The sequence below is a fragment of the Nocardioides sp. P5_E3 genome (assembly GCF_054049275.1).
The window spans coordinates 1-22,019 of the sequence record NZ_JBFUMR010000003.1 but is presented as its reverse complement, the minus strand read 5'-3'; the positions used below and the strand labels follow the sequence as shown (position 1 = coordinate 22,019).

General features: G+C 70.3%; 22 protein-coding genes and 1 tRNA gene. 9 read left to right on the top strand and 14 right to left on the bottom strand.

Annotation, left to right across the window (positions count from 1 at the left end; translation table 11 throughout):
• The first annotated feature begins 86 nt into the window (after nt 1-86).
• Nucleotides 87-551, top strand: coding sequence for a hypothetical protein (locus ACXJKB_RS02095; protein ID WP_457184950.1), 465 nt, complete (start codon nt 87-89; stop codon nt 549-551).
• Between the two features lies 1 nt (nt 552).
• Complete coding sequence (locus tag ACXJKB_RS02090; protein ID WP_457184948.1) at nt 553-1,023, top strand: SRPBCC family protein; 471 nt, start codon at nt 553-555, stop codon at nt 1,021-1,023.
• Between the two features lie 65 nt (nt 1,024-1,088).
• On the opposite strand, the gene ACXJKB_RS02085 is transcribed toward ACXJKB_RS02090, so the two are convergent.
• From ACXJKB_RS02085 to ACXJKB_RS02075, 3 genes are all read right to left on the bottom strand, one after another.
• On the bottom strand, nt 1,089-1,475 hold the full coding sequence (locus tag ACXJKB_RS02085; RefSeq protein WP_457184946.1) for a hypothetical protein: 387 nt from the start codon (nt 1,473-1,475) through the stop codon (nt 1,089-1,091).
• A 222-nt stretch (nt 1,476-1,697) separates the two neighbouring features.
• Nucleotides 1,698-2,828 (bottom strand): aromatic acid exporter family protein, encoded by a 1,131-nt coding sequence (locus ACXJKB_RS02080; protein ID WP_457184944.1) that lies wholly within the window; start codon nt 2,826-2,828, stop codon nt 1,698-1,700.
• A 91-nt stretch (nt 2,829-2,919) separates the two neighbouring features.
• On the bottom strand, nt 2,920-3,186 hold the full coding sequence (locus ACXJKB_RS02075; RefSeq protein ID WP_191196449.1) for a metal-sensitive transcriptional regulator: 267 nt from the start codon (nt 3,184-3,186) through the stop codon (nt 2,920-2,922).
• A 101-nt stretch (nt 3,187-3,287) separates the two neighbouring features.
• On the opposite strand from ACXJKB_RS02075, the gene ACXJKB_RS02070 reads away from it, so the two are divergent.
• Genes ACXJKB_RS02070 through ACXJKB_RS02060 form a run of 3 tightly spaced genes read left to right on the top strand, consistent with a single transcriptional unit; the run spans nt 3,288 to nt 5,726 of the window.
• Complete coding sequence (locus ACXJKB_RS02070) at nt 3,288-4,679, top strand: MBL fold metallo-hydrolase (RefSeq protein WP_457184941.1); 1,392 nt, start codon at nt 3,288-3,290, stop codon at nt 4,677-4,679.
• A complete protein-coding gene (locus tag ACXJKB_RS02065) occupies nt 4,676-5,509 on the top strand; it encodes a sulfite exporter TauE/SafE family protein (protein WP_457184939.1) in 834 nt (277 codons plus the stop codon). Before ACXJKB_RS02070 ends, ACXJKB_RS02065 begins: the two co-directional genes overlap by 4 nt.
• A gap of 34 nt (nt 5,510-5,543) precedes the next feature.
• Entirely contained in the window at nt 5,544-5,726 is a 183-nt protein-coding gene (locus ACXJKB_RS02060) for a hypothetical protein (RefSeq protein WP_457184937.1), read from the top strand.
• A 3-nt stretch (nt 5,727-5,729) separates the two neighbouring features.
• On the opposite strand, the gene ACXJKB_RS02055 is transcribed toward ACXJKB_RS02060, so the two are convergent.
• Nucleotides 5,730-6,632 carry a universal stress protein gene (locus ACXJKB_RS02055; RefSeq protein WP_457184935.1) on the bottom strand — a complete coding sequence of 301 codons (903 nt, stop codon included), beginning with the start codon at nt 6,630-6,632 and terminating at the stop codon, nt 5,730-5,732.
• Nucleotides 6,633-6,780: 148 nt separating this feature from the next.
• On the opposite strand from ACXJKB_RS02055, the gene ACXJKB_RS02050 reads away from it, so the two are divergent.
• The 3 genes from ACXJKB_RS02050 to ACXJKB_RS02040 all read left to right on the top strand — a co-directional run bounded on the left by ACXJKB_RS02050 (nt 6,781) and on the right by ACXJKB_RS02040 (nt 9,611).
• On the top strand, nt 6,781-7,845 hold the full coding sequence (locus ACXJKB_RS02050; RefSeq protein ID WP_457184933.1) for an NAD(P)-dependent alcohol dehydrogenase: 1,065 nt from the start codon (nt 6,781-6,783) through the stop codon (nt 7,843-7,845).
• A 49-nt stretch (nt 7,846-7,894) separates the two neighbouring features.
• Nucleotides 7,895-9,463 carry a phytoene desaturase family protein gene (locus ACXJKB_RS02045; RefSeq protein WP_457184931.1) on the top strand — a complete coding sequence of 523 codons (1,569 nt, stop codon included), beginning with the start codon at nt 7,895-7,897 and terminating at the stop codon, nt 9,461-9,463.
• 75 nt (nt 9,464-9,538) lie between these two features.
• A tRNA-Lys gene (locus ACXJKB_RS02040) sits at nt 9,539-9,611 on the top strand.
• Between the two features lie 115 nt (nt 9,612-9,726).
• Here ACXJKB_RS02040 and ACXJKB_RS02035 read toward each other — a convergent pair.
• The 5 genes from ACXJKB_RS02035 to ACXJKB_RS02015 form a co-directional block, all read right to left on the bottom strand.
• Nucleotides 9,727-10,878, bottom strand: coding sequence for a site-specific integrase (locus tag ACXJKB_RS02035; protein WP_457184929.1), 1,152 nt, complete (start codon nt 10,876-10,878; stop codon nt 9,727-9,729).
• A gap of 171 nt (nt 10,879-11,049) precedes the next feature.
• Entirely contained in the window at nt 11,050-11,286 is a 237-nt protein-coding gene (locus ACXJKB_RS02030) for a helix-turn-helix transcriptional regulator (protein ID WP_457184927.1), read from the bottom strand.
• A gap of 774 nt (nt 11,287-12,060) precedes the next feature.
• Nucleotides 12,061-13,137, bottom strand: a complete 1,077-nt coding sequence (dmpG, locus tag ACXJKB_RS02025) for a 4-hydroxy-2-oxovalerate aldolase (protein ID WP_457184925.1) — start codon at nt 13,135-13,137, stop codon at nt 12,061-12,063.
• Complete coding sequence (locus ACXJKB_RS02020; RefSeq protein ID WP_457184923.1) at nt 13,134-14,114, bottom strand: acetaldehyde dehydrogenase (acetylating); 981 nt, start codon at nt 14,112-14,114, stop codon at nt 13,134-13,136. Before ACXJKB_RS02020 ends, dmpG begins: the two co-directional genes overlap by 4 nt.
• Nucleotide 14,115: 1 nt before the next feature.
• Nucleotides 14,116-14,964: a 2-keto-4-pentenoate hydratase gene (locus ACXJKB_RS02015; protein ID WP_457184921.1), complete on the bottom strand. Its 849-nt coding sequence runs from the start codon at nt 14,962-14,964 to the stop codon at nt 14,116-14,118.
• Nucleotides 14,965-15,101: 137 nt separating this feature from the next.
• Here ACXJKB_RS02015 and ACXJKB_RS02010 point away from each other — a divergent pair, with 137 nt between their 5' ends.
• The gene (locus ACXJKB_RS02010) at nt 15,102-16,352 is read left to right on the top strand and encodes a flavin reductase family protein (RefSeq protein ID WP_457184919.1); all 1,251 of its coding nucleotides are present in this window, start codon (nt 15,102-15,104) and stop codon (nt 16,350-16,352) included.
• Between the two features lie 111 nt (nt 16,353-16,463).
• Here the strand turns inward: ACXJKB_RS02010 and ACXJKB_RS02005 are convergent, their stop codons facing one another.
• The 5 genes from ACXJKB_RS02005 to ACXJKB_RS01985 all read right to left on the bottom strand — a co-directional run.
• Nucleotides 16,464-17,369: a VOC family protein gene (locus ACXJKB_RS02005; RefSeq protein WP_457184917.1), complete on the bottom strand. Its 906-nt coding sequence runs from the start codon at nt 17,367-17,369 to the stop codon at nt 16,464-16,466.
• 58 nt (nt 17,370-17,427) lie between these two features.
• The gene (locus ACXJKB_RS02000; protein ID WP_457184915.1) at nt 17,428-18,606 is read right to left on the bottom strand and encodes a hydroxylase; all 1,179 of its coding nucleotides are present in this window, start codon (nt 18,604-18,606) and stop codon (nt 17,428-17,430) included.
• 95 nt (nt 18,607-18,701) lie between these two features.
• Nucleotides 18,702-19,871, bottom strand: a complete 1,170-nt coding sequence (locus ACXJKB_RS01995; protein WP_457184913.1) for a hydroxylase — start codon at nt 19,869-19,871, stop codon at nt 18,702-18,704.
• A gap of 3 nt (nt 19,872-19,874) precedes the next feature.
• Nucleotides 19,875-20,903 carry an ABC transporter permease gene (locus ACXJKB_RS01990; protein ID WP_457184911.1) on the bottom strand — a complete coding sequence of 343 codons (1,029 nt, stop codon included), beginning with the start codon at nt 20,901-20,903 and terminating at the stop codon, nt 19,875-19,877.
• Nucleotides 20,896-22,019, bottom strand: a 1,124-nt coding sequence (locus ACXJKB_RS01985) for an ATP-binding cassette domain-containing protein (protein WP_457184909.1), incomplete at its 5' end; no start/stop codon positions are given. The genes ACXJKB_RS01985 and ACXJKB_RS01990, both read right to left, overlap by 8 nt.

Here is a 22,019-nt window from a genome sequence, read left to right as displayed (position 1 = left end):
AGGTAGCACTGCAGCCGATGTGTTCGACGTCCACACGGGGCGAGGGTGAAGACACCCCAGATACCCAACCTCCGAAAGGAACCGTCATGAACATCTCGCAGCAACCCCGAAGCACGCTCCTCGCCCCTCCCGCCTCTCCCACGCCGCGGTCGGAGCTCTCGCTGCCCACGTGGCGACTCAACCTGATGCGCGTGGGATACCTCGTCATGGGCGGAGGCCTGGTCATCGTCAAGTGGCCTGAGCTCTGGGCCCACGACCCGTGGGAGCTCGATCACGGAACCGTGCTCACCATGCTCGTCGCGATGTCCGTGCTGGCCCTGCTCGGACTACGCTACCCGCAGCAGATGCTGCCCATCTTGCTGTTCGAGGTGGGCTGGAAGGCGCTCTGGCTGGGAGTCGTTGCGCTGCCGCTGTGGCTCGACGGCAACCTCACCGGCGCCCTGTGGGAGAACACCATCAAGGTGCTCTGGGTGATCATCGTGGTCGCGGTCGTTCCGTGGCGTCACGCCTTCCGCCAGTTCGTCCTGGCGCGCGGGGAGAGGTGGCGCTGAGATGAGCAAGATCATCACCACCCACCTCACCTTGGACGCACCGGTCGAGGACGTGTGGGAGACCCTCACCACCCTGCCGGCATACGGCGAGTGGAACCCGTTCGTCACCTCAGCGTCCGGCATGTTGGCGCCCGGCGAACGTCTCGACCTGACGATCCATCCGCCGGGTGGTCGGCCGATGAGGTTCAAGCCCTGGGTCACCGCCGTCGACGAGCACCGGTACGTGGAGTGGCTGGGGCGCGTCGGTATGCCCGGCATCTTCGACGGCCGGCACAGCTTCACACTCACACCGTTAGCGGGTGGTCGGACGCTGCTGCAGCAGTCAGAGACCTTCAGTGGGGCGCTCATTCCGTTCGCGAGCTCAGTGCTTGACCGCACCCGTGTGGGGTTCGAGCAGATGAACGAAGCGCTCGGGCACCGAGTTGGCAGACCGCGCCCTCACCCGCCGGAAGCCTCTGCTTCAGTGAGATGACCGACGACCACGGCCGACACAGGTGTCCTCGAATCACGACAGGCGTTGAGACGTGGCCATTCCGCTCACCGACGCGGTAGAGATGCGAGCGAGCGGAATCGAGCAAGCTCATCCTCGGAGATGTCCACGGTGATGGCCCTAGCGATGACGGCGTCTGGTCCTTCAGGGTGCTCACCCTCGGTCGGCTCCGTTGCGGTGACGGGGACCTCGGCCCGGGTGTTCGCCTGCCGACCGGACAGCCGGTCGGGCAGCATCCGCCCGATCTGGAGGATGTCGTCGTACGTGAACCAGACGCCCCTTTGCCACTTGCCGGGCTTCCCGGTGCGCTGGTGGGGCACTGCCCTCTTCGACACCAAGGTCCTGAGGATGGAGTCCTTGAGCTGGAGGATCTCCGCTGCCTCCTGTCGGGAGTAGCGTCGAAGTGTCTTGAAGTCGTCGTCTACCGAGGTCATGCCGGGAAACGTCCGGCGTTCTTCGGCGGGCGCAATGGGGGGCAACCTGGGGGGCAAACGCGCCGCTCAGCACCGCTCACGACCGCTCAGCGCCGCTGGCGACCGCTTGGATCCGCAGGTGGATTGCGTGACTCCTGACCACGCGGCCAGGACCGGCTCGATGGCGGGTTCAATTCCCGTTACTCACCCTGCTGGATCGAGCCCCTGACTGCAGAGATGCGGTCAGGGGCTCGATCCATGTTCGGCCCGCCGCACCGGCACCCGGATGGGCACCCGGGCGTGACCGATCGGGTTGGCCTCGGCGACCCGGTCCATGGCGTCGATGATGTTGCGCAGGTTGATGATCAGCGCCCCGTAGACCGGCCACTCGGGCGAGCGCTCGGTGGACCGGAGATCCTCGGTGAGCACCTCGAGCCGGCGGCGTACGGCGAGCAGCGCGTCGGGATCCGCCGCGCTGGTCGCCCGCCCCGTGTCGCCCAGCATCGAGATCCACTGGTCGGCGAAGGACTCCCCCCACGTCTCACGGTGAGCCTGCTGGCTCCCGAGCGTGCGCGCCAGGCTCCGCGTCTCGGCGATGGCCTGCTCCATGCGGCGGAGCAGTCCGTGCCACTCGCGGGGGTTCTTCATCACCCGCGCCGAGCGGCGTGGGTTCATCCGGGCGCTCTCCTCGGCCTGCCGCACGAGCGCCCAGGCCTGGTCGACGTCGCCGTCCAGGTCTCGGGTGCGGTCGATCCACGCGTCGACGTCGTCGTCCTGGCAGCCGTCCCCGAGACCGCCGGCCATGTCCGTGAGGAGCTCGCCGATGCCGTCGTCGATGCGGTCGAGGGCCTTGGCCGCGGTGTGCCGGCGCAGCGGCGGCCACACGAGGACGTTGACGAGCAGGCCGACCGCCACGCCGATCGCGGTGTCGAGGAGCCGCGCGACGAGCACGACGTCGTCCTCGAAGCCGGTGGTGAGCACCACCAGCCCGGTGGTCGCGATCGTCGTGGCCTCCGCACCCAGCCACGGCACGGCGCCCAGCACCAGTGCCACCACCAGCAGCAGCGTGATCGCCCCGGTGGTCAGGCCGAAGGCCTCCCCCACCACGGTGGCGAGCAGGACCGCGACGACGGTCGCAGCGACCTGCTGCATGCCCTTGGAGAACGTGCGGTAGACCGTGGCGTGCACCACGAGCAGGGCCGCCCACGGCGCGAGGAACGGCTGCTGCAGGTCCAGCACGCTCGCCGCGATGACCCACGCCGCGACGGCCGCCAGCACCGTCTTGGCCAGCTGGAGGACGTCGTTCCACCAGATCGGGTCACCGAGCTTGTCGTCGACGCGATCCCTCCATCTCTCCCACACGTTCGCCCTCATGCGGTGCTCCTCTCCCTCACCGATCGACACTACGGAGGTCGGGAGGAGGTGCAAGTCGGGACAACCCCTACGGGCGGGACTCTCGACCGCCTCACGCCAGGGACAGGAAGAGCTTCTCCATCTTCTTCACGTCGAGACTGTCGATGTCGCCGTCACCGGCGGCGAGGCACTGCTGCAGTCCCGAGGCGACGATCGCGAAGCCGGCGCGGTCCAGCGCCTTGGACACCGCGGCCAGCTGGGTGACCACGTCCTCGCAGTCGCGACCCTCCTCGAGAAGCCGCAGCACGCCGGCGAGCTGCCCCTGTGCGCGCTTGATGCGGTTGATGACGGGCGTCATCTGGTCGGGATCGAGCTGCATCGGTCCTCCTCGTCGGGCTGGGCGGGCGGCGGGTGCCGCGGTCCCAGCATACCCCCCGGGGTGTTTTGCGTTTCGCCGCAGATACCCCCTAGGGTATCGGCATGGCACGCCCGACCGACCTCACCGTCCTCGTGATCGACACGCCCACGCTCGGTGACCGCAGCTACCTCGTGCACGACGGCGAGGTGGCGTTCGTGGTCGACCCCCAGCGCGACATCGACCGCGTGCTGACCCTCCTCGAGCAGCAGGGCGTACGCCTCACGCACGTCCTCGAGACCCACATCCACAACGACTACGTCACCGGCGGCCTCGCGCTCGCGGAGCGGACCGGTGCCCACTACCTCGTCAACGGCGAGGACGACGTCTCCTTCGCCCGCACCCCGGTGGCGGACGGGGACGTCGTCGAGGTGGGTGGACGCATGCGCGTCACCGCGCTGGCGACCCCCGGCCACACGTTCACCCACCTCTCCTACCTCCTCGTCGACGCAGCTGCCGATGGTGATGACCAGCACGTCGGCGTGTTCTCCGGCGGGTCGCTGCTCTACGGCGCGACCGGACGCCCCGACCTCCTCGGGCCCGAGCACACCCACGCCCTGGTGCACCACCAGCACGCCTCGGCCCACCGGCTCGCCGAGCTGCTGCCCGACGAGGCGGAGGTCTACCCCACCCACGGCTTCGGCTCCTTCTGCTCCGCCACCCAGTCCGACGCCACGACGTCGACCATCGGCCGGGAGAAGCAGGCGAACCCCGTCCTCACCCAGGACGAGCAGACCTATGTCGAGGAGCTGCTGGCCGGGCTCGGCCCGTGGCCGGCCTACTACGCGCACATGGCGCCGGCCAACGCCGCCGGCCCCGCCGAGCCCGACCTGACTCCCCCGGCGGTCGCCGACGCGACCGAGCTGCGCCGGCGCATCGAGGCCGGGGAGTGGGTCGTCGACCTGCGCCACCGCACGGCCTTCGCCGCGGGCCACGCCCCCGGCACGCTCAACTTCGGCCTGGACGGCGGCTTCGCGACCTACCTCGGCTGGCTCGTCACCTGGGGCACGCCGATCACGCTCCTCGGCGCGACCGCCCAGGACGTGGCCGAGGCGCAGCGCGAGCTGGTCCGCATCGGGATCGACCGCCCCGCAGCCCACGCCACCGGCGGCCCGGAGGACTGGAGCGACCGCGAGCCCAGCTCGTTCGCCACGGCGACGTTCGCCGACCTCGCCCAGGTGCGCCACCACCGCGAGGTCGTCGTCCTCGACGTCCGCCGCAGCGACGAGCACGACGCCGGGCGCATCGACGGTGCCGTCAACGTCCCGCTGCACGAGCTGTGGGACCGCCTCGGCGAGGTGCCGGACGGGGAGGTGTGGGTGCACTGCGCCAGTGGCTACCGCGCGTCGGTCGCCGCCTCGATGCTCGACGCCGCCGGGCGCACCCCGGTCGCGATCGACGACTCCTTCGACCACGCCGACCAGGTGGGCCTGCACCTCGTGGGGCCTGACGCGTGATCGAGCTCCTCCTCGCCGTCGTCGCCGGCGCGCTCATCGGCCTCAGCCTGGGTGCGCTCGGCGGCGGTGGCTCCGTCCTGGCCGTCCCCGTGCTGCTCGCGCTCGGCCAGTCCCCCGCGCAGGCGACCACCGGGTCGCTCGTCGTCGTCGGCGTGACCTCCCTCGCGGGGGCCGTCACCGCCCGACGTGCCGGCAGCGTGCTGCTGGCGCGAGGGATCGCGTTCGGGACGGTCGCGATCGGCGGCGCCGTGGCGGGGGCACACCTGTCGTCCGCGGTCCCCGAGCCGGTGCTCCTGGCCGCCTTCTCGGCACTGATGCTGGTGGTCGCGAGCCTGATGACGGTCCGTCTGCTGCGCAATCGCCGGCGGTCCCGGGGCGACCACTCATCACCGGTCGAGCGTCCGCGCCTCGACGACCCGATCATCACGTTCAGCCCCACCTTCATGTGCCAGTGCCCCCGCGCCCTCAAGGTGCTCGTGACGGCGACCGTCGTTGGGCTGCTCACCGGGTTCCTCGGCGTGGGCGGCGGCTTCCTCGTCGTGCCCGCCCTCGTCCTCGCCCTCGCGCTGCCCATGCGCTATGCCGCGGGCACGTCGCTGGTCGTCATCACCATCACCAGCACGGCAGCCCTCGCCGCCCGTGCCGGGGTCGGCGTCGTGCCCGACTGGCGCCTCGTGGCCGCGCTCACGACCACCGCGGTGGCCGGCTCCGTCCTCGGGGCCCGACTCGCCGCACGCACCGACACCACCCGGCTGTCCGCAGCCTTCACCGGGCTCGTCCTCGCCGTGGCGGCGTACGTCGCTGCGCAGGCGCTGCCCGCCCTGGTCTGACCCCTCACCCATCACTCACCCAAGGAGATCCACCATGTGCCGAGCAGTGCGATGCAAGACCTGCGGCAGGACCACCTGGGCCGGCTGCGGCCAGCACGTCGGGCAGGTCAAGGCCGGTGTCCCGGCGAAGGACTGGTGCAACGGCCAGCACACCGCAGCCGAGAAGGCCGCCAGCGGCTCGGGTGGCGGCCTCCTGTCCCGGCTCTTCGGCCGCTGACCGTCACGGGTGGTACGCCGCCCGGTGCGGTCGCGGCGTCGCGAGCAGCACCGGGCACGTGGCCTCCCTGAGCACGGCGCGGGCGACCGGACCGATGTGCGAGCCGATCGGCACGAGCGGGTCGTGGCGACCGATCACGAGCAGCTCGGCGTCGGCGGAGCACTCGACCAGCACCTCGGAGGCCCGGCCCTGATCCACCCGTACGTCGGCGTCCRTCGCGGCCGACAGGTCGCCGACGCGGTCGAGCGCGGCGCACACCTCCGCCCGGGCGCTGTCCGACCACCCTCGGACCTCCTCGGCCGTGAACGAGCGCTCGTAGGGCGCCGGAATCGACCACGAGTGGACGAGCCGGAGCCGGGCCCCGCGCGCGTGCGCCTCGGCGAGCGCCGCGCGCAGCACCTCGTCCGCACGTTCGGGCACGTCGACGCCTGCGACGACCACCCGCGGCTCCCCGTCGGGCCGCCACCCGCTCGGTACGGCGACCACGGGGACCCTCAGGTGCGCGGCCACGCCGCCCGCGACGGTGCGGTTCACGATCCTCGACAGCCGGGACAGGTGCCGGTGCTCCAGCACGACCATCCGAGCGGTCCGGCCGACCTCGACGAGCGCGCCCACCGGGGTGCCCCGGACGAGCTCGTGGGTGACGGGCACGGCGTCGCCGACGAGGTCGTCGGCCACCTTCACCGCCTCGGCCAGGCGCGCGGCGCCCCAGGCCTCGACGTCGGCAGCGGGGATCAGCACGTGGTCGGCCGGGATCGGGGTCAGGTCGACGGCGTGCACCAGGTGCAGCCCGCACCCGGCGCGCACGGCCTCCGCGGCGGCGAACGCCAGAGCCGACTCGAACTCTTCGGGCCCGACCCCGACAACGATCCGGGGTCCGTGTGCGGTGGTGCGCTGCTCGGTCATGGCGTCCTCCTCGGCTGTTCCTGTGCCTCCACTCTTCGCCGGTATCGGCGTCGCACGAAGGGCCGTTGGACCCCGCGAGGGACGGCAAAGGGCCCTGCTGCGAGGGCGTCGCCGGGAGCAGGCTGGAGGTGAGCCTGAGGAGGTCGACATGCGCGCACTGCGTCTGAACCAGTGGAAGAGCGAGCCGGTTCTCGAGGAGGTCCCCGTCCCCGCGCCGGGCCCGGGTGAGGTCCTGGTGCAGGTCGGCGCCGCCGGCGCGTGCCACTCCGACCTGCACCTCATGCACGAGTTCGAGCCGGGCATGCTGCCCTACGACCCGCCGTTCACCCTCKGGCACGAGAACGCCGGCTGGGTGCACACCGTGGGCCAGGGGGTCACCGGGCTGGAGGTCGGACAACCGGTGGCGATCGTCGGCGCCTGGGGCTGCGGCACGTGCGCGCACTGCGCGGCCGGTCTGGAGACCTACTGCGAGCGCCCCGACCTCGCACCGGTGCCCGGCGGCGGTGGCGGGCTCGGCCTCGACGGCGGGATGGCCGACTACCTGCTGGTCCCGGCAGCGCGCCACGTCGTCCCGCTCCCCGACGGGTTGGAGGTCGTCGACGCCGCCCCGCTCACCGACGCGGCGCTGACGCCGTACCACGCCGTCCGACGCTCGCTGGGCAAGCTCGGCCCCGGCAGCACCGCCGTCGTGATCGGCGTCGGCGGACTCGGCCACCTCGGGCTGCAGGTCCTCACGGCGCTGACCGCCGCGCGCATCGTCGCCGTCGACGGCCGCGACAGCGCGCGGGTCCGGGCGAGCGACCTGGGTGCCGACCTCGTCCTGGAGCCGGGGCCCGAGACCGCCGCCCGCATCCGGGAGGCCACCGGCGGGCGCGGCGCCGACGTGGTCCTCGACTTCGTCGGCTCCGACGAGACCCTCGCCACGGCGGCCGCCTGCGTGCGCCAGCTCGGGGACATCACCATCGTGGGGATCGCCGGCGGCACCCTGCCGGTCTCGTTCTTCGGCGTCCCCTACGAGGTGAGCGTGCAGACCACCTACTGGGGCAACCGCGCCGAGCTGGTGGAGGTGCTCGACCTGGCCGGCCGCGGGCTGCTCCACGCCGCGACGAACATCTACCCGCTCGAGGATGCCCTCGCCGCGTACGACGACCTGGCGCGCGGCCGGGTGGAGGGACGGGCGGTCGTCGTGCCGAACGACACGTTCCGGCGGTGACGTCGGTGTCGCGCCCGGGAGGACCTTGTCGAGGGTCTACGTTTGATCGGTGAACGCGGCCAGGAACAGCTATGACGTGGTGGTCGTCGGCGGCGGCCACAACGCCCTCGTGAGTGCCGCCTACCTCGCCCGCGCCGGGCTCTCGGTGGTCGTCCTCGAGCGGCTGCACCACACCGGTGGGGCCGCGGTGTCGGTCGAGCCGTTCGCCGGGCAGCCCGCCCGGCTCTCGCGCTACTCCTACCTCGTCAGCCTGATGCCGGAGCAGCTGATGGCCGACCTGGACCTCGACGTCCGGCTCGCGTCGCGCACCACCGCGTCGTACACGCCCTGGACGCGCGGCGAGCGCTCCGGCGGCCTGCTGGTCGAGCGGCCCGAGGGCGAGGCGACGCGTGCGTCGTTCCTCGACCTCACCGGGGGCGAGGACGAGTACGCCGCCTGGGAGGCGTTCTACGGCGAGGTCGGCCGGCTGGCCGAGGCCGTGGCCCCGACGCTGATGCAGCCGCTCCCCCTCGAGCGGGACGTCCGCGCCCTGGTCGACGAGCGCATCTGGGCCGACGTGGTCGAGGAGCCGCTCGGCCGTGCGATCACCCGGCGTTTCGCCGACGACACGGTGCGCGGCGTCGTCGCCACCGACGCGCTCATCGGCACGTTCGCCTCGATGGACGACCCCTCGCTCGTGCAGAACCGGTGCTTCCTCTACCACCTCATCGGCAACGGCACCGGCGAGTGGCGGGTGCCGATCGGCGGGATGGGCGCGGTCACCGACGCGCTCGCGCGGGCCGCCGTCGACGCCGGGGCCGAGATCGTCACCGGCGCGGGCGTCGGATCCATCACGCCCGGCCCGGACGGCGCCGAGGTGGTGTGGCACGACGGCGAGCGCGAGCACTCGGTCACGGGCCGCCGCGTGCTGTCCGGCGTCGCCCCCTGGGTGCTGCGGATCCTGCTCGGCGAGGGCGAGGACCCCGACACCAAGCCCGCTGGCTCCCAGCTCAAGATCAACTTCCTGCTCGACCGGCTGCCCGCCCTGCGATCGGGCGTCGACCCGGCCGTCGCCTTCGCCGGGACCCTCCACCTCGCCGAGGACTACTCGACCATCGAGCAGGCCTACACCGCCGCGGCCGGCGGCTCGGTGCCGGACCCGATGCCGGGCGAGGTCTACTGCCACAGCCTCAGCGACCCGTCGATCCTCGGCGACCGGGCGGGCTCGGCCCACACGCTGACCTACTTCGGCCTCCACACTCCGGCCGGGCTCTTCGACGCCGACCCGGGGGCCAAGGACGTCGCGGTGCAGCGGGCGCTGGCCTCCCTCGACGCGGTGCTGGCCGAGCCGCTCGCCGACTGCCTCGCCACCGACGCCGACGGCCGGCCGTGCATCGAGGCCAAGATCCCGCAGGACGTCGAGGCGGACCTGGCGATGCCGGGCGGCCACATCTTCCACGGCGACCTCGACTGGCCGTGGGCCCCCAACCGGTCGCGCCTCGAGACCCCCGCCCAGCAGTGGGGCGTCCAGACCGGCCACGACTCCGTGCTCCTCTGCGGCTCGGGGGCGCGGCGCGGCGGAGCGGTCTCCGGCCTCGGCGGTCACAACGCGGCGCAGGCCGTCCTCGCCGACCTCTGACCGGCCACGGGGCGAGGCCACCTCGATTTCGCCTGCCGATCACGACGCTGTAGTGTTCTACTCGCTTCACCGCCTGCGCCATTAGCTCAATTGGCAGAGCAGCTGACTCTTAATCAGCGGGTTCGGGGTTCGAGTCCCTGATGGCGTACAGATCAAGCCCCTGACCAGTGAAAACGCTGGTCAGGGGCTTTCTCGTTGCCCGTCCTGTGCCCGTTAAGTGCCCGGAAAGTCGGGTCCTTGATCGGCTCAGAGCTGCCTCTGGCCTACTGCGACTCGGGCCCGCGGGCTTCCGGCCGGCCCAGGATCGTTGCGGCTGCCGCGACGGTCGTCTTGCGGCCCATGTAGACGTCGGTGGTCATTGACGGGTTGCGGTGGCCGAGCTGGTCGGCCACCTGGCGGGCGCTGATGCCGGCCTCGTCGAGGCGGGTGGCGACGGTCTTGCGAAAAGTGTGCGAGGTGACCCACTCGAACCCGATGCGGTCGAAGAGGCGTCGCAGCTCGCCGGTGGTGTTGGAGCGGTTGCGGACCTTGCCGAGCGGGGAGGGGAAGAGGACCTCGTCGGTGTTGATGGCGGTGTCGGCGATGCGGCGCTGGAGGGTCGCGACCACATGGGGCGGGAGGGCGAGGACCCGCCAGCCGGCGTCGGTCTTGGTCCATTCCTGGATGCCGCCGTCGGTGGTGGTGGCGGTGATCTCGACAACGCCGGCGTCGAGGTCGAGGTAGTGCTGCCGGACGGCGCTGGCCTCGCCGATGCGGGTGCCGGTGGCGGAGAGGAACTCGATCAGGTCGACGAGGTCCATCTCGTGCGCCTTGGGGTCCGCGGCGACCTTGTCGAGCAGCTCGGCATGCTCGGCGACGCTGAGGGCTCGGGGTGACTGGCGACGCGGCGCCTCCAAGCGGCGTGCCTGTCGGACCGGGTTGTCACGCAGCGCTCCGTGGTCGATGGCGAGCTGGACCATGCCGCTGAGCACCGAGCGGGTCATCTTGGCGGTGCCGTAGCCGTGCTTGCGCGCGATGGCGGCGAGGAATCGGTTGATGGCCGGGACGGTGATCTCGCGGACCTGCAGGTCACCCATGCCGGGCTTGATCACCTCGACGGCGAGCCTGGTGTAGCGCTCGCGGCTCGCGGGAGCCAGGCTGGCTCGGGCGGCGACGTCCTCTACGTAGACCTCGATCAAGGCCTTCACGCGAATGTGACCGGTTACCGCAGAGGCGGTGGGGTCTTGTCGCTCGGTGATGGCCAGCTTCAGCGCGGAGATCGCGTCGCTCTTGGTGGGTCGAAAGCGAGCGATCTGGGTGACGGTTCCGTCGTAGTCGCGGTACCGGACGCGGGCCCGCCAGCTGCCGTTGGGCATCTGCAGGCTGCTGATGTCGCCCCAGGTGCCGACCGTCAGGGGTGGTCGTCCGGTTCGCATCGTCTCTGCTCCCTTCCTTACCGGTCTCGAGCCAGCGGCGACGCTGCTGTCACGCATCTAACCCCAACTGTCGGTCCACCTTTGCGATTCCTGGTGCGACCTGTGGAGAGCGTGGGCCGCCAGGCCACCTGTGGACAGCTGACGCGTTCGCCGGCGCTAGCGCCGGCTCCGTCAAGCGATGTCGGTGTCGGCCTGATCTTTCTGGTCGTTGATCCAGGAGCGGAGGTCGCCGATGGTGGTGAGGAGGTGGCGGCCGATCTTGAAGAAGCGGGGGCCGTCGCCGCACTGGCGCCACCAGCGCAGGGTGTTGACAGGTACCCGGAGGATGGCGGCGACCTCCGCGAGGGTTAGTAGGTCCTCGTCCTTGCCGTCGGGAATGGAAACGGTGGTGATGGTGGAGATGCTCATCTCAGGTCCTTGTAGGAATCGAGTGGCCGCGAGGCGGTCTCGGGCCTATCTGTGCTGAGTAGAAGCAACCTCGTGTTGGTGAATTCGGCCATCGAGTCGGCGGTAGCCGGCGACGTCCGGTGCTGCTCCGGTAGTCACCTAGGGATTCGAGTCGGCTCGGGACGCTCTCGCTGTAGCCAACGACTTTCAGGGGCCGATGCCCCCTTCTCTCCGCCGACGTCAGCGATGCACGGGGACGACGCCGTCCCGAACTTGGAGCCGCGCGCCTGCGGGAAGTTCCTCTGCCCTCGCGGTCGGCGGCGCGTGTTGTCCCCGGAGTGTCCTTGGGGCGAGCCGGTTCTCGTCAAGCGGTCCTCACCATTAGTCGTGGCGGAACGATAACGGTGATTTCGGTCGGTCGTCGTCCCTCACCGAAACCCCCTCTGAACTGCCCGAACAGTGCTTCCTGCGACTCTGACGTTCACCGTCATCCGGCGTCGATTTCGGTGTTGGTGAGGGCAGATTGAGGGCAGAGAGGCGATCGAAGTGATGCTGCCATGAGTCTTCCGAAGGGGCGCGTCCCGGACGTCGACTCGTCGGCAAGGTGTTTATGGAGTGAGCAGGTTCCCGGGTCGAGTTCGGCGACGGTGAGAGCAGCCGCCTCCTAAGCGAAAGGTCGCAAGTTCGGCTCTTGCCTGGGGCACAGACGCAGAACCGCAGGTCAGTGCCGCGACAGCATCGCTGCGGGGCGACGTGGAATCTGGTCGCGCCCGAGCATCCGTGGTGGGCCGTCAATCAGTTTGTGGAAGGCCGGGGCGCTCGCACTGACCCGCTTCCCGTGATGTGGTCCCAGGACGTCGGTCCGGTCTGACCGGTGAGGGTGAGGGCGATGTCGTAGATCATGTCCTCCTGGCCGCCGACGAGCTTGCGCGTCCCGCACTCGAGTAGCAGGTCCCGAACGTCGACGCCGTACCGCTGCGACGCGACCTCAGCGTGGCGCAGGAACGAGGAGTACACGCCGGCGTAACCGAGGGTGAGGGTCTCGCGGTCGACGCGTACGGGCCGGTCCTGCAGGGGACGGACGATGTCGTCGGCAGCGTCCTGCAGCTTGAACAGGTCGCAGCCGTGCTTGAAGTCCATCAGGTCCGCCACCGCGATGAACGGCTCGATGGGGCAGTTACCTGCCCCGGCGCCGTGGCCGGCCAGGGAGGCGTCGACGCGGTAGACGCCGTTCTCGACGGCGACCACGGAGTTCGCGACCGAGAGGGAGAGGTTCTCGTGGGCGTGGATGCCGATCTCGGTGATCGGGTCGAGGACGTCGCGGTACGCCTTCACTCGAGCCGCGACGTCGCTCATCGTGAGCCGGCCGCCTGAGTCGGTTACGTACACGCAGTGCGCGCCGTAGGACTCCATGAGCTTGGCCTGCTTGGCCAGCTCCTCTGGGGGTGCCATGTGGGACAGCATCAAGAAGCCCGAGACGTCCATGCCGAGCTCACGCGCCGCGGCGATGTGCTGGGCAGCGACGTCGGCCTCGGTGCAGTGGGTGGCGATGCGGACGGAGCGGACGCCGAGGCTGTAGGCCTGCTTGAGCTCGTGGATGGTCCCCACGCCGGGCAGCAGCAGCGTCGTCAACCGGGCCTTTGTGAGCACTGACGCGGCGGCCTCGATCCACTCCCAGTCGGTGTTGCTGCCTGGTCCGTAATTCACTGAAGAGCCGGCGAGGCCGTCGCCGTGGGCGACCTCGATGGCGTCGACGCCGGCGTCGTCGAGGGCGATGACGATGCGCTGGACGTCCTCGGGCGTGATGCGGTGGCGCACGGCGTGCATGCCGTCGCGCAGGGTGACGTCCTGGACGTAGATGGGGGTGCTCATGCGAGGGCCTCCTGAGCGCTCGTCGGGGCAGCCGCAGAGGCCGCGGTCCTGGCGGCGATGCGCTCGGCCATCTGCACGGCGGCCGAGGTCATGATGTCGAGGTTGCCTGCGTAGGCAGGCAGGTAGTGCGCGGCCCCCTCGACCTCGAGGAACACCGACACCTGGTGCGTCGGCCGATCGGCGCCGGGCTCGAGAAGGGTGTGGACGGGCTGGTCGTCCGGGATGGGCGAGATCTGCACCTTCTGCTTGAGGCGGTAGCCCGGGACGTAGGCGGCGACGTCGGCGACCATTTTCTCCACCGACGCAACGATCTGCTCGTGCGTGTCGGGGTCGGGGGCGTCGACGAGCGCGAACACGGTGTCGCGCATCAGCAGCGGCGGGTCGGCCGGGTTGAGGATGATGATCGCCTTGCCACACTGTGCGCCGCCGACCTGCGTGATGGCCGCGGACGTGGTCTCGGTGAACTCGTCGATGTTGGCCCTAGTGCCGGGACCGGCGCTCAGCGAGGCGATGCTTGCGACGATCTCCGCGTACGCGACCGGGACGACCTGTGTGATGGCGGCGACGATCGGGATGGTGGCCTGACCGCCGCAGGTCACCATGTTGACGTTGGGTGCGTCGAGGTGTTCGTCGAGGTTGACGGCCGGGATGACGTAGGGGCCGATGGCGGCCGGGGTGAGGTCGATGAGCCGCTTGCCGAGCGGGCCGAGCTTGGCGGCGTTCGCCTCGTGCGCCTTCGCGGAGGTGGCGTCGAAGATGATGTCGATGTCGTCGAAGTCGGGCAGCGCCATGAGTCCGTCGACGCCCTCGTGGGTGGTCTGGACGCCCATCCGCTTGGCGCGGGCGAGGCCGTCGGAGTCGGGGTCGATGCCGACCATGGCGCCCATCTCGAGGTGCTTGGCACCGCGCAGCACTTTGACCATGAGGTCGGTGCCGATGTTGCCGGAGCCGATGATGGCCACCTTCGTCTTGCTCATCTCACTGCTCCTTGTTGGAGGAATCGGGGGTGCGGCCGAGGGACATGGAGACCGACCCGAGGCCGGTGACGTGCGCGGCGACCTGGGCGCCGGGCTCGATAGGTTTCATCGGGCCGAGTGCGCCGGAGAGGATGACCTGGCCGGCGCGCAGCGGCTCGCCGAGGTCGCGGGCCTGGCGTGCAAGCCACACGAGCGCGTTGACCGGGTCGCCGAGGCACGCGGCGCCGTTGCCTGTCGAGACCTCCTCGCCGTCGACGGTCATGGCCATCTCGACCTCGGCGGGGACGAACTCGTCGAGGGTCTTGTGGTCGGCGCCAAGGACGTAGGCGCCGGCCGAGGCGTTGTCGGCGACCGTGTCGGCGAAGCTGATGTCCCAGCCGGCGATGCGACTGCCGCACACTTCGATAGCCGCGACGGCGTAGTCGACGGCCTCGCGGACCTGCGCTGCGTCGAGAGGGCCGTCGGCGAGGTCCGTTTTGAGGGCGAAGGCGACCTCCGCCTCAACGCGCGGCTGCATCACCGCGTCCGCCGGGACCTCGGCACCGTGGGGGTACGCCATGTTGTTGAACAGGACGCCGAAGTCGGGTTGGTCGACTCCGAGCTGCGCCTGGACCGCCGGGGAGGTGAGACCGATTTTGCGACCCACCACTACCGCTCCGGCGGCGACCCGGGCTTCGGCGTTGCGACGCTGGACGGCGTACGCGGCGTGCAGGTCGTTGGGGCCGATGACGTCCCGCACTGGAGTGCACGGCTGCAGGGACGTGGCGGCCTCGTGGAGGCGTGATGCGGCCTCGACGACTCCCGTGGTGGCTTGGGTGGCGTCGGCTGTGCCGGTGCTAGTCGGGCTCATGCCCCACATCGTGAGGTGGTGCGCCCGGCACCTCCAACCAGATGGTTCCGCCCACCGGACCGGCAGGGGCAGAGTGGCTTTCCGCCAGCCGGAACGGTTCAGTTTCCGTCGGGGTCGTCGGGACGCATCGTGGGGGCATGGAACCGTACGCTCAGCTCGCAGACGCGACCGAGATCGACCCCACGCTCTACCGCGAGGTGCTCGGCCACTACCCCACCGGGGTGACGGTCGTGACGGCCTTCGATGGCGACGAGCCGATCGGCATGGTGGTCGGCACGTTCACGTCGGTGTCCCTGGACCCACCGCTGGTGGCGTTCATGCCCACAGTCACGTCCGGAACGTACGCCCGCTTGTCCCGGGCGTCGTCGTACTGCATCAACGTGCTGGCCCACGACCAGCAGGATCTGTGCCGCACGATGGCCACCCCTGGTGACGACAAGTTCGCGAGCGTCGCCTGGCATCGTTCCGAGGTCGGCGCACCGGTCCTGGAGGCGGCCGTCGCCCACGTCCACTGCACGCCGGAGCGGGAGATCGAGGCAGGGGACCACTACATCGTCCTGTGCCGGGTCCGCGGCCTCGAGGTCGCCCGACCTGTGACTCCCCTTTTGTTCTTCCAGGGCGGTTACGGCGGATTCTCGCCGGCCGGCATGGCCGCCCGCGGGGACGCGGACCTGATCGCCGCTCTCCGGCTTACCGACATCGCACGCCGTGAAGTTGAACGGGTGGCACAGCACTTGAAGTGCGAGGCGGCGGTCCTGGTCGGGGTGGGACCGGACGAGCTGACCACTGCGTTCAGCGCGTACGGCGGCACCGCCGAGATGGTCGAGCCGCTGGGACAGCGGATCCCTCTCATCCCACCGATCGGCGAGGCTTACGTCGCGGGCGCGGCAACCGAGGTTGTCGAGCACTGGCTGTCCAAGGTGAACCCGAAGGACCCGGAGCTGGTGGGGCAGTACCGCGCGCGGCTGGCGTCGGTGGAGCGACGCGGCGCCGGCGTCTCGTTCCTTGGCGGTGACGCGCCCGTCGAGTACGAGCAGCTCGGTGAGGCGCTGCGTGAGTACGGCACCGGTGAGCTGACCCCGGCCCGGGAGCGTGAGTTCCGCACCCTGCTGGCCAGCACCACGTGCTTCTTCCAGGACCGCGACCTCGACCCCACCGAGAATTACCGCGTCGGCGGCATCGTCGTGCCCGTGCGGAACCCCGAGGGCGACATCTCCATGCTTCTGCGCGCCACCCAGCTGCCGTCCGAAGGCACCGGCGCGCAGGTCGAGGAGTGGATCGCGACGGTTCAGCAAGCAGCTCGTGCGGTCGAGCGGCACCTTGCCGCGGCCGGCCGCAGCGCCCTGCGCGACTACCGGGCCTGGTACGACGCCGACTTCCCCATGTGAACCGCAGACTTGCAGCCCTTGGTAGTCGTGTGGACCCGGCTTGGCCGCCACCCCGGCCAAGCGCAAGAACCGCCCCGGAGGATCACCTCCGGGGCGGTTCGTTGTGCGGGCTCAGTCGGCCAGCGGGTGCATGATGCCCGGCGGCCGGTTCTTCGCCTCGGGGTCGAGCTTGTGGCCCCAGATGGCGGTCTGGTTGTACACCTGCGGCACCCAGGCGCCGTCCACCTCGATGCCGTCGTATCCGACCTCGATGTTGAACAGCGACGGAGTGGCGGCGTAGAAGCTGAACGTCTTGTCGTTCGTGTGACGGCCCAGCGACAGCGTCACCGGCACGTCGTACTCGTCGAGCATGTCGTAGGCCAAGCCCACGTCGTCGATGTCCTTCACCTGCAGCATCAGGTGGTTGAAGCCCGCCACGCCGGGAGGGCACTGACCCAGAGCGAGCGTGTGGTGGCGCTTGTTCACGTGGTAGAACCGCGAGTTCAGCGCGCCGGGGACGATGATCTTGTCCGACAGCTCGAACCCGAGAACACCTGAGAAGAACTCGTGGCCGGCCTCGATGTCCGGCATCAGCAGCAGGATGTGACCCAGCCCCTGGTCGCCGGTGACGAACCCCGAGCTCGCCCGCCCGGGACGGAACGTCGAGGGGTACAGGTGCTGTCCCCAGATGACCTCGTGGGGGAAGCCCCACGGGTCGGTGAAGGTGATGAGCCGGTCGACGTTGCGCTCCTCGGCCAGCTCACGCGAACCACGTTCGGCCGTGACGCCGGCGTGGGCGAGCTTGTCGACGATGACGTCGAGGTCCTCCTCGTGGTCGACCTGCCAGCCGAAGAAGCCGACCGAGTCCTGCTCGGCGGGGCGGACCTCGATGCGCCAGGCGGCGTCGTCAACCCTGACCCGCACGGCGCCGTCCGGGCCGTCGGGGGCGAGCTCGCCGCCGAGGAACCCGGTGCCGAAGCGGCGCCAGTCCTCCGCGCGGGGGGAGTTGACTCCCACATAGGCCAGTGACTTGATCATGCTGGTTACTCCTTCAGGTGGTCGGGCGCAGGTGTGGTCGGGCGGTGGGGCGGTGGGGTCAGACGTAGAGGGCGGGGGCGGCTTCGCCGCCGAGGTCGTGGGCGCCCCAGGCGGCGTAGATGTTCTCGGCGACGTTGCACACGTGGCTCAGGCCGACCTGCAGGTCGCGCCAGTAGCGCTCGTTGGGGAAGTCGGTGCGGATGCCGCTGGCGCCGGAGATCTTGTAGATCCGGTCGATGGCGTCGGCCGCTCTGCGGGAGGCGCGGACCTGGTCGCGGCGGAAGACGAGCCGCTGGTCGTAGGAGACGTCGCCGCCGCGTGAGACGTGGTCGTAGAGCTCGCGCATCGAGTTGAGGAGGTGGGAGCGGCTGGCGGCGACGTCGGCGGCGGCCTCGCCGTAGACCACGAGGTGGGCTGCGTCGTTCTTGGCGACGTTGCCCGCGACGGAGACGCGGGTGGTCATGTAGTCGTGGTAGGCCGCGAGGGCGCCTTGGGCGATGCCTTGGGTGCCGGCGGCGATGGCGGCGGAGAACATGATGGGGAACTTGACGCGGTAGAGCGGCTTGCCGGCCTGGCGGTCCTCGTGGACGCCTTCGACCATCTTCATCGCTTCGACGACGCGGTGGTCGGGGACGAAGACGTCGGTCATGCGGACGTCCTTGGAGCCGGTGCCTTGGAGGCCCATGACGTTCCATGAGTCCTCGACGATCTGGTAGTCGGCGCGCGGGATGACGAAGTGCCGCATGTCGGGCGGGCCACCGTTTCCTGCGACCTGGCCGTCCTCGTTGAGCACGAAGCCGCCGAGGATGACCCACTCGGAGTGGTCGGTGCCGGTGGAGTAGGGCCATTGGCCGGTGAACAGGAAGCCTCCGTCGACGCGGGTGGCGCGTCCGAACGGGGCGTAGGGGGATGCGGTCCAGGTGTCGGGGTCTTCGCCCCAGATCTCCTCCTGCAGGCGCGGGTCCATCATCGCGATCTCCCACGGGTGGACGCCGACAACGCCGGAGACCCAGCCCGCGGACGGGGCGGCGATGCCGACGTTCATCACGGCCTCGAGGAAGTCGCACGGGTGTGCCTCGTAGCCGCCGTGCTCGACGGGCTGGAGGAGGCGTACGAGGCCAGTGTCCTTCAAGGTCGAGGCCATGGTGTTGGTGAGCCGGCCGAGCTTGTCGCTGGGCACGGCCTCGTCGTTGAGGACCTTTGCGGACCTGCTGATGTTGTCGAGAACCTCGTGCATCGGGCTCTCCTCCTTCGTGGCTGTCTTTCGGGGTGTGGCGTGGGCGGTGTTCGTGCGTGTGTGTTCGTGTGTTCAGGCGGGTGCTGTTGGGGGCGTCAGAAGGCGACGCCGGGCGGGATGGGTCCGCCGAAGCGGTGGGCGCCCCACGCCTGGTAGGTGAGCTCGCTGTTGTTGCAGACGTGGGTGCCGGCGACGTGGAGGTCTCGCCAGGCGCGGGAGACCGGGTGGTTCTCCCCCATCGCGGTCGAACCGGACTGCAGGAACAGCCGGTCGATGGCTTCGACGCATCGTCCGGTGGCGCGCACCTGGTCGCGGCGGAAGCGGTGGCGCTGGTCGAGGGTGATCTCGTTGCCGTCGTCGACGTAGGCGTAGAGGTCGGCGATGGATGTGCGGAAGTGGGCGATGCTCGCTTCGATGTCGGCTTCGGCGGCCGCCAGTCGCTCGACCTGGATGGCGCTGGTGCGGGCGGCGGTGCCGGCGACGGACACCTTCGACTCCATTGCTTGACCGAAGGCGGAGATGGCGTGGCGGGCGACTCCGAAGGTTCCGGCGGCGATGGCGGCGGGGAACATGAGGCCGAACATCATCTGGAACAGCGGGGAGTCGGGTCGCCGTTCGCGGGCGTAGCTGCCGTCGTACATCTTCGAGGCTTCGCTGACGCGGTGGTCGGGCACGAAGGCGTCGACGACGACGTCCTTGCTGCCGGTGCCGCGCAGCCCCATCACGTTCCAGGAGTCGTCGACGATCGTCCAGTCGCCCTCCGGGAGGACGAAGTGGCGTACGTCGGGCGGGCTGGAGGGTGCTCCGGTCTCATCGGCGAGCATTCCGCCGAGGATGATCCAGCCGGCGTGGTCGGTGCCGGTGGAGTACGGCCAGCGGCCGGTGAACCGGAAGCCGCCGTCGACGGGCACCGCACGCCCGAACGGTGCGTAGGGGGATGCGGTAAGCACGTCGGGGTCGGTGCCGTAGATCTCGTCTTGGACTCTCGGGTGCATGATCGAGATCTCCCACGGGTGGACTCCGACGACTCCGGCGATCCACCCAGCGGAGGGGTGCTCGGTGCCGATCTGGGTGACCCAGTCGAAGAACTCGTTGGGATGCTCCTCGTAGCCGCCGAGGTCCTTGGCCTGGAGGAGCCGCATGCCTCCGGAGTCGCGGAGCAGCTGCGCTGCCCGGTCGGTGAGGCGGCTCGCCTCGTCGCTGGGTACGAGCTCGGCGCGGAGCTCGGCGGCGGTGGATGCGGTGCGGGCTCGTGTCTCGTGCATGGCTCAGCCCTTCTTGGAGCGGTCGCGCACGACCTTGGCGAGGGTGACGGCGACGACGAGCCCGGCGCCGTAGAACGCGTTCTGGATCCATCCGGAGTAGCCCAGGAGCTGGAGGCCGAAGATGCCGGTGGTGAGGAAGTAGATGGCGACCAGCGTGCCGATGGGGTTGAACGCTCCGGGCTGGACGACGGCGGTGCCGAGGAACACCGCAGCCAGTGCTGGGAGCAGGTAGCTGGCTGAGGAGGCGGAGTCGAAACCGCCGACGGTGGCGACCAGGAGCAGCCCGGCCAGTCCGGAGAGCAGGCCGCCGGCGAGGTAGGCGCCGAACCGGACGCGCTGGACTCTGATGCCGGCCAGACGGGCGACTTCCCGGTTGGCGCCGACGAACACCATGCTGCGCCCGACCGGGGTCCACGACAGGACGTAGGCAAGGAACAGCGTCAGCGCGATGCCGTAGTAGAACGAGATCGGCATGCCGAGGACGTCGTAGGTCGCGAAGTCGGCGAGGCCGGGGCTGTTGACCGAGACGATGTTGGTGCCGGAGATGAACTGCGCGATGCCGGTCATCAGCGTGCCGGTGCCGAGCGTCACCACGAACGAGGAGACGTCCATGACGACCACGAAGAACGCGTTGACGGCTCCGGCGAGCAGGGCGGTTCCCACGCCGATGAGGCAGGCCAGCCAGACGTTCATGCCGTGAACGCCGGCCAGCACGGGGATGATGGTGGCGGTCAGTCCCATCACCGCGGCCACCGACAGGTCGAACTCCCCCACGGCGAGCGTCACCAGCGCCGACATGGCGAGGAAGACGAGTACCTGCTGGGAGCCGAAGATGGAGGAGAACGTGCCGTGGGTGCCGAAGGTGTCGGGCACCTGGAGGTAGAAGTAAAGCGCCATCAGCGCCCACACGACGATGAGGGCGTAGCGGCTGGCGACCTGGTGGAGCCAGTCGGGTGCGCCGTTGCGTGGCTTGGGTGCGTCGCTGCTCGGCGCGGTGGGCTCGGCGGTCGCGGTAGTGGTGGGTTCAGGCATGGGGGGCTCCGGCGGGGGCTGGGGAGGGAACGGGTGCGGGCTGGGCGTAGACGGCTTCGAGGACTTCGTCGGCGTCGGTGGTGCGCATCTCGTGGGGCGACCTGCCGGGGTGCAGCACGAGGATGCGGTCGCAGGCCTCGACGAGGTCGGCGGGTTCGGTGCTGACGAGGAGTACGCCCATGCCGGCTTCGGCTGAACGGTGGACGGTGTTGAGGAGGTCGGCGCGGGCGCCGACGTCGACGGCCTGGGTGGGTTCGTGGAGGACCAGCAGCACGGGCTCGACCGAGAGCCACTTGGCGAAGAGGACCTTCTGCTGGTTGCCGCCGCTGAGCTCCTTGACCAGGTCGGCACCCGAGCGGGCGCGGATGGTGAGGCGCTGGATGGACTCGACGGTGAGGCGTTGCTGCCAGCCTCGTGCGACGAACCACGGGCGGCCCTTGCGCCGTACGCTGGGCAGCGAGAGGTTGTCGCGGACGTTGAGCTCGACGGCGAGGCCGTCACGCACGCGCCGCTCGGGGACCATCGCGACCCCGGCCGCCATCAGGTCTGCGACCGAGGACCGGCGCAGGTCGAGTCGTCGTGTTCCGATCTCGACGGCGCCGCCTGTGGCGGGGTGTGCCCCGGAGACGAGGTAGGGCACCTGCTCGAACCCGGTGCCGGGCAGACCGGTGAGGCCGATGACTTCCCCGCGACGCACGTCGAGGGAGAACGGTTCGTGACCCGCAAGAGCCAGGTCCTGGATCCGCGCGACGACGGGTGCGTCCGCGTCGGCCGGCACGGCGCGCACCACTCGGTCCACCGACGAGCCGAGCATCAGGCGGGCCAGGGCGGCCTCGTCGAGGCCGGTGGTCTCGAGTGCCTCGCCGACGACCAGCCCGTCGCGCAGCACGGTGACCCGGTCGCTGACGGTGAGGACCTCTTCGAGGTTGTGGCTGATCATCACCACCGAGGTGCCGGTGGCCACCACGCGTCGCAGCAGGGCATGGAACCGGGCGAGCTCGTCGCGGGGCAGGGCGCGGGTCGCCTCGTCGAGGATCATCACGCCCTCCCCCGCGACGGTGTCGCGCAGCGCCCGGGCGATCGCGACGCCGGCGCGGTGCGAGGCTGGCAGGGAGC

Coding starts and splice junctions, on each gene's coding strand:
- ACXJKB_RS02005 (WP_457184917.1), bottom strand. CDS start 17,369: ATGATCAAGTCACTGGCCTATGTGGGAGTCAACTCCCCCCGCGCGGAG.
- ACXJKB_RS02070 (WP_457184941.1), top strand. CDS start 3,288: ATGGCACGCCCGACCGACCTCACCGTCCTCGTGATCGACACGCCCACG.
- ACXJKB_RS01995 (WP_457184913.1), bottom strand. CDS start 19,871: ATGCACGAGACACGAGCCCGCACCGCATCCACCGCCGCCGAGCTCCGC.
- ACXJKB_RS02020 (WP_457184923.1), bottom strand. CDS start 14,114: ATGAGCAAGACGAAGGTGGCCATCATCGGCTCCGGCAACATCGGCACC.
- ACXJKB_RS01990 (WP_457184911.1), bottom strand. CDS start 20,903: ATGCCTGAACCCACCACTACCGCGACCGCCGAGCCCACCGCGCCGAGC.
- ACXJKB_RS02015 (WP_457184921.1), bottom strand. CDS start 14,964: ATGAGCCCGACTAGCACCGGCACAGCCGACGCCACCCAAGCCACCACG.
- dmpG (WP_457184925.1), bottom strand. CDS start 13,137: ATGAGCACCCCCATCTACGTCCAGGACGTCACCCTGCGCGACGGCATG.
- ACXJKB_RS02075 (WP_191196449.1), bottom strand. CDS start 3,186: ATGCAGCTCGATCCCGACCAGATGACGCCCGTCATCAACCGCATCAAG.
- ACXJKB_RS02085 (WP_457184946.1), bottom strand. CDS start 1,475: ATGACCTCGGTAGACGACGACTTCAAGACACTTCGACGCTACTCCCGA.
- ACXJKB_RS02080 (WP_457184944.1), bottom strand. CDS start 2,828: ATGAGGGCGAACGTGTGGGAGAGATGGAGGGATCGCGTCGACGACAAG.
- ACXJKB_RS02010 (WP_457184919.1), top strand. CDS start 15,102: ATGGAACCGTACGCTCAGCTCGCAGACGCGACCGAGATCGACCCCACG.
- ACXJKB_RS02090 (WP_457184948.1), top strand. CDS start 553: ATGAGCAAGATCATCACCACCCACCTCACCTTGGACGCACCGGTCGAG.
- ACXJKB_RS02095 (WP_457184950.1), top strand. CDS start 87: ATGAACATCTCGCAGCAACCCCGAAGCACGCTCCTCGCCCCTCCCGCC.
- ACXJKB_RS02060 (WP_457184937.1), top strand. CDS start 5,544: ATGTGCCGAGCAGTGCGATGCAAGACCTGCGGCAGGACCACCTGGGCC.
- ACXJKB_RS02000 (WP_457184915.1), bottom strand. CDS start 18,606: ATGCACGAGGTTCTCGACAACATCAGCAGGTCCGCAAAGGTCCTCAAC.
- ACXJKB_RS02035 (WP_457184929.1), bottom strand. CDS start 10,878: ATGCGAACCGGACGACCACCCCTGACGGTCGGCACCTGGGGCGACATC.
- ACXJKB_RS02030 (WP_457184927.1), bottom strand. CDS start 11,286: ATGAGCATCTCCACCATCACCACCGTTTCCATTCCCGACGGCAAGGAC.